The sequence below is a fragment of the Candidatus Regiella insecticola LSR1 genome, assembly GCF_000143625.1.
Taxonomy (GTDB): Bacteria; Pseudomonadota; Gammaproteobacteria; order Enterobacterales; family Enterobacteriaceae; genus Regiella; species Regiella insecticola.
In genome coordinates, this window is sequence record NZ_GL379669.1 from 1 (window position 1) to 5,472 (window position 5,472).

The window sequence follows — 5,472 nt, forward strand, 5'->3', positions numbered from 1 at the left end:
AAAAGAATCTTCTATAAATGGTCAAGAGAATAGTAAAAAAGATAGAGAATTATACTCTGACAAAAAAAAATTCTTTAGACACCATATTGGAAAATGCAGCAAAGGTAGCAGAAAATAACATTTATGGTAAAAAAAATAATCCCAAGGCTAATATAAACAAAAATGAAATTAATACTATTGAGGTAGGTCATTCCAAAACCAATATAAACGCAGAGAAAGCTAACTCTACTGTGATAAAAAATAGCCAAATCGCGCTAGATGCAGCAAAAGCCACGTTAGATTCTGTATTAACAAAATTTACATCATACAATGCTGCCGATATTACAAAAGAAGAAATGAAAATCATAGCGACCCCTGTCGCAAGTGCAACTATTCAGATATTTATGAATCTCGGTCAGCTCTCTCATCTAATAGACCTGCTGATGCATGAGGTGGCAAAAAAATTAGCGATTAACTACCAGAAAAGCATCCTATCAGCGGGAATCGCCATGGCCATTACAGCGCACCTTCAGCAGAATGAAAAGGACAAGGGAACCAATGCATTAGCAATAGCGATAACAAGCGCTATTGTCAGTGTTGTGCTGACGGGTGCCTCAGTCAGTATGCAGTATAAGGCGTTAAACCAAACGAGACAGGCAAATAAACAGACTAAATTCGCAGAGCAAGCCGAAAAAGCTGAAGCCGATCTCAAAGCAGCAGGCGAGACACCAGCAACAACAAGCCTCACTGACGGCACTGCTGGCGACAGACCCGAAGTACAGCGGGCAAGGGCGCAAGAATTACTAGAAGCAGCAAAGAAATCTGAAATTATCGGTCAGGCTGTAAGTGGCCTAATTCCAGTTGTAACAAGTCTAATTGGCGCCATTGGCCAGAATCTAAATGCTAAGATAGAAGCATTATCTATTGAGCTCAGAAGTTATCTAGACATGATACAAAAAGCATATGCCCTGGATAAGGACCGTATGGATGAGCTGATGAAAATACTTATCAGTCTGGGAGAGAAGAAATCGGAGGTAACAGATAAAAGTATAAACAATACGAGTAGAATCTAAAAAGAGCGATACATTGTTTTAATAACACATGCCTATTTCCCGCTGATAAAGCGGGATATACCCTTCGCCTTTCAAGTTACGGCTTTGTTGTCTGCGGGTGCTCGCCGAATCACGTAGTATGTCTACGCTCATCGGTCTCACACCCTTGCCGCCTTGCCGTAACTCGAAATTCATTGGGTATATAACACAAGAAATAGGTTTTGTTATTTTTTATCATCATCGTGATGAGTCTGAATAATAGAAAGATATTTGATAATAAACTTTTGTATATGACTGGTACGAATAGAACCATCTGAATTTAATAAACTACCGATGAGGTTTACTTGAGTACAGTCTATATAAAAATAATTTAATATTAAATTATCATAGATAAGATCCACTCTATTATCATCACTGATCACAAAGGTATAATTCTTTTTTTTATCTTCTGTACTGTTTTTTACTAGATAAAGAAAAGAAAACAACTGATCCCTTCCTTGATTATCTGATATTTTTTTAGATGTTAACATGGAAAATATAGTAGATAATTTTTCATTCCGTTTCTTACCGGTAAAAATAGACCTAAAAATATCAACAATTCTTTTAAAGAAGTTGATATTTTTTTGTTGATCATCAAAAAATTCCTGCAATTTTTTTTCAGTATCAATCAGTACAGGAAAGAATAATAAAGTATTATTAATATCATGCTTCATAATGACTCGGCCTTAATTTATATCGATAATAGTTAACATTTAATATCGGATAATTTTTTGACAAAATAAGGGACAGACCTGATATCTTTATTACAAGCCTCAAAAGATCCTAAATAGGCTTTAATTCGTTATTTTAATTGGCGGGATAAAAAAACCGCGCCCAGCGGCTTCCTAACGACGAGGAAGCGAACATAGGGCGCGGTAGTGAAGAAAGAACTAGAGGGGAGTAACGTTCGCTGCAGACGGGCCTTTAGCACCGTTTTCTATAGAAAAGCTTACATTCTGTCCTTCTGCCAAGGTTTTAAAACCGTTATCTTGGATGGCAGAGAAGTGTACAAATACATCTTTGCTGCCGTCTTCTGGAGTGATAAAACCAAAACCTTTAGATTCATTGAACCACTTTACTTGACCTTTATGATTTTGACTAGACATTTATTATTTCCTTTGTTTAAAAAATTTGCCACCACGGGCGTGTTATAGCCGGTTATCAATCTTTACTTATGGAGGCACTTATTGAAGGAAATTCGTCAGTGAAGAATTATCAATGATAACGCTTTAAATATGAACTGCTTTACTCAAGATGTCGTGCATAAATAGATCTGTACCACAGGCCGGGGCGCATTAACTCATAAAGAGCCTTTAATAGCAATCTTTTTTTAAAGGGGCGGCGAATTTTAAAAGGAGCGGCCAAATTTTTTCAATCAAGAAGTCTATACCCAATGAATTTCGAGTTACGGCAAGGCGGCAAGGGCGACCGAAGGCAACTTCAAAGGCGAAGGGTGTATTTTTGCTAAAAATGATTTCATTCATCAAAGCACTCAGTATAATGAGCAGCACTATGATAAAGAAAAAAATAAATAAATCCGGCTCAGCAAGCATCGCACAAAATCGGCGCGCTCGACATGACTATTTCATTGAAGAAGAGTTTGAAGCCGGTTTGGTTCTCCAAGGTTGGGAAGTTAAGTCCTTGCGGGCGGGTAAAGTAAATATTAGTGATAGCTATGTGGTGCTCAAAAATGGTGAAGCTCACCTTTTTGGTGCCACCATTACTCCCCTAACGGTGGCCTCTACTCACGTGATCTGTGAGCCAATGCGTACCCGAAAATTGCTGCTCAACAAACGCCAGATCGATTCCCTGTTTGGTCGTATTAATCGTGAAGGCTATACCGTGGTGGCACTTTCTATGTATTGGAAAAATGCATGGAGTAAAATCAAGATTGGGGTGGCTAAAGGTAAAAAAGATCACGATAAAAGAGCCAGCCTGAAAGATAAAGAATGGCGCGTGGACAAAGCCCGAATCATGAAAAGCGCCAATCGCGCTTAGCGCCCGCTTGAAATCTTTTGTGCTCGCTCTGTGATATACCGTTCGCCTTTGAAGTTGCCTTCGGCTGCCAGGGGGTGAGACCGATGAGCGTAGACATACTACGTGATTCGGCGAGCATCCGCAGCCAACGCCGCCGTAACTTGAAAGGCGAACGGTATATAGCCGAATCAGTTTAATTTGATTCAAGGCGGAGGACAGACAGTAAAGTAGTACGGCAAGCGACGACAACACTTAAATCAAATTAAACTGATTTGGCTATACTTCGTCAAAAACGAGCTCAAGAAGATTTCAAACAGGCTCTAACGCTTAGTTAAAAAATAGGGACACCCGTTATTTTTGCCCGCTCGCTAACTGAGCGCGAAGGGTAGCCAAATGCGACAATCCTTTACGTCTTTTTTCTTCAACACTGATTTCTTGTCGTGCGTCTCCCCAGTCAAGATCATCTTGCGGCAACTCTAACAAAAAACGGCTAGGATCTGGGCGGATTAATTCACCGTACTGACGTCGTTCTTTACATAAGGTAAAAAAGAGTTCGCGCTGAGCACGAGTAATGCCGACATAAGCCAAACGTCTTTCTTCATCTACATTACCTTCATCGAGGCTATTTTGATGTGGCAATAATCCTTCTTCCATGCCAACTAAAAATACATAGGGAAATTCCAGCCCTTTAGAAGCATGTAGTGTCATCAGCTGTACTTCATCCTCTTCTTTATTATTCTTTCCTTTTTCCATTAGGTCGCGCAGAGTAAAACGAGTGACCGCCTGTATTAATGTCATGGGTTCATGCAATGCAGAGCCGGACAGCATTTCCTCCAGCCAGAGAAATAATAAGTTGACATTTTTCATCCGCATTTCTGCCGCGAGAGGACTGGGTGAGATTTCATATAACCAGCTTTCATAATCCACCGCATTGCGCAAATACTGTATTGCTGTACTAGGATCCCGCTCTACCAATGGCATAATTTCTGCCATCCAGTGAGTAAAACGCTGCAATGAAGTGGCATTACGGCTTGTCAAATGTTGCGTTAGCCCCAGATCAAAACTGGCGCTAAAAAGGCTTTTATGACGTAAATTTGCCCATTCGCCTAATTTCTGAATAGTAACGGCTCCAATCTCACGTTTAGGTGTATTGATAATACGCAAAAATGCACTGTCATCATCAGGATTGGTTAGCAACCGCAAATAAGCAAGAGAATCTTTAATTTCCGGCCGCGAGAAAAAAGAATCGCCGCCGGAAATTTTATAGGGGATACGATTTTGCAGCAAAATTTTTTCAAAAATTCTGGCTTGGTGATTTCCTCGATACAAAATAGCGTAATCAGCATATTTTGATTTTTTGATAAAATGATGCGTGATCACTGCGTTTACTACCTTTTCCGCTTCATCATTTTCGTTATCAGCGGTGATCACTTTTAATCTCTCACCGTAATCTTGCGCGGAAAACAGTTTTTTTTCAAAAATATGAGAATTATTAGCAATCAAGATGTTTGCAGCATTAAGTATTCGCCCAGAAGAACGATAATTCTGCTCCAGCTTAATCACACGTAATTGTGGAAAATCTTCATTTAACAATTGTAGATTCTGTGGATTAGCGCCCCGCCATGAATAGATGGATTGATCATCATCACCCACTACAGTAAAACAGGCTTTATCACCGGCGAGCAGTTTAACCAATTGATATTGGCTAGTATTGGTATCCTGATATTCATCCACCAGCAAATAACCTAGTCGATGTTGCCAACGTTCACGCACTTGTTGATTGTTTCGCAATAATAACGTCGGTAAAGCAATGAGATCATCAAAATCGAGCACGCTACAGGCTTTAAGATGAGCGTCATATAATGCGTAACAATGGGCAAACAATCTATCAAGCTCACCCTCAGTTTGAGCAGCAACGGTTAACGGATCCTGTAATTCATTTTTCCAATGAGCAATGCGGGCAACCAACTGTTGCAACAGAATTTTATCTTCTTTTATCCATTGCTGTGTCAGCTCCTTTAATAATGCCATTTGATCATAAGCGTCAAAAAGCGAAAAATTCGCTTTCATCCCCAAAGCCACATATTCCCGTTTAATAATTTCCAAGCCTAATGTATGAAAGGTTGAGATCATTAAACCGCGTGTTTCTTTATTCCCTAACGTTTGCGCTACCCTCTCTTTCATTTCACGAGCCGCTTTATTGGTAAAGGTCACGGCGGCAACATGGCGGGTATGGTAACCACAATGACCAATTAAATAAGCGATTTTGTTGATAATCACTCGGGTTTTACCTGATCCAGCGCCTGCTAATACGAGACAAGGACCTGAGACAAATTCAACAGCCTGTTGTTGGCTAACGTTAAGTTGGCGAGGATTTCGCATTTTGCTTGATGATTCGGCGGGATCATCAGAAGAAATATTCATT

Annotated in this window: 7 protein-coding genes; 3 read left to right on the forward strand and 4 right to left on the reverse strand. The window is 39.9% G+C overall.

Going from position 1 to position 5,472, the window contains the following annotated elements; genetic code table 11:
- The first annotated feature begins 86 nt into the window (after window positions 1–86).
- Window positions 87–1,052, forward strand: a complete 966-nt coding sequence (locus REG_RS09185; protein WP_176603510.1) for a hypothetical protein — start codon at window positions 87–89, stop codon at window positions 1,050–1,052.
- 18 nt (window positions 1,053–1,070) lie between these two features.
- Here the strand turns inward: REG_RS09185 and REG_RS13525 are convergent, their stop codons facing one another.
- The 3 genes from REG_RS13525 to cspE all read right to left on the reverse strand — a co-directional run bounded on the left by REG_RS13525 (window position 1,071) and on the right by cspE (window position 2,176).
- Entirely contained in the window at window positions 1,071–1,226 is a 156-nt protein-coding gene (locus REG_RS13525) for a hypothetical protein (protein ID WP_176603511.1), read from the reverse strand.
- Between the two features lie 29 nt (window positions 1,227–1,255).
- Window positions 1,256–1,744, reverse strand: coding sequence for a hypothetical protein (locus REG_RS09190; protein WP_006705381.1), 489 nt, complete (start codon window positions 1,742–1,744; stop codon window positions 1,256–1,258).
- 216 nt (window positions 1,745–1,960) lie between these two features.
- Window positions 1,961–2,176 carry a transcription antiterminator/RNA stability regulator CspE gene (gene cspE / locus REG_RS09195; protein WP_006705382.1) on the reverse strand — a complete coding sequence of 72 codons (216 nt, stop codon included), beginning with the start codon at window positions 2,174–2,176 and terminating at the stop codon, window positions 1,961–1,963.
- A 406-nt stretch (window positions 2,177–2,582) separates the two neighbouring features.
- On the opposite strand from cspE, the gene smpB reads away from it, so the two are divergent.
- Entirely contained in the window at window positions 2,583–3,068 is a 486-nt protein-coding gene (smpB, locus tag REG_RS09200) for an SsrA-binding protein SmpB (protein WP_039908529.1), read from the forward strand.
- 17 nt (window positions 3,069–3,085) lie between these two features.
- Window positions 3,086–3,244, forward strand: a complete 159-nt coding sequence (locus REG_RS13530; RefSeq protein ID WP_176603509.1) for a hypothetical protein — start codon at window positions 3,086–3,088, stop codon at window positions 3,242–3,244.
- A gap of 154 nt (window positions 3,245–3,398) precedes the next feature.
- Here REG_RS13530 and rep read toward each other — a convergent pair whose 3' ends face one another.
- Complete coding sequence (gene rep, locus REG_RS09205) at window positions 3,399–5,429, reverse strand: DNA helicase Rep (RefSeq protein ID WP_039908531.1); 2,031 nt, start codon at window positions 5,427–5,429, stop codon at window positions 3,399–3,401.
- Window positions 5,430–5,472: the final 43 nt, after the last annotated feature.

Bases quoted from the DNA above. Each gene is read 5' to 3' on its own strand.
- REG_RS13525 (WP_176603511.1), bottom strand. From the start codon at position 1,226: ATGAATTTCGAGTTACGGCAAGGCGGCAAGGGTGTGAGACCGATGAGC.
- REG_RS09190 (WP_006705381.1), bottom strand. From the start codon at position 1,744: ATGAAGCATGATATTAATAATACTTTATTATTCTTTCCTGTACTGATT.
- cspE (WP_006705382.1), bottom strand. From the start codon at position 2,176: ATGTCTAGTCAAAATCATAAAGGTCAAGTAAAGTGGTTCAATGAATCT.
- smpB (WP_039908529.1), top strand. From the start codon at position 2,583: ATGATAAAGAAAAAAATAAATAAATCCGGCTCAGCAAGCATCGCACAA.
- rep (WP_039908531.1), bottom strand. From the start codon at position 5,429: ATGCGAAATCCTCGCCAACTTAACGTTAGCCAACAACAGGCTGTTGAA.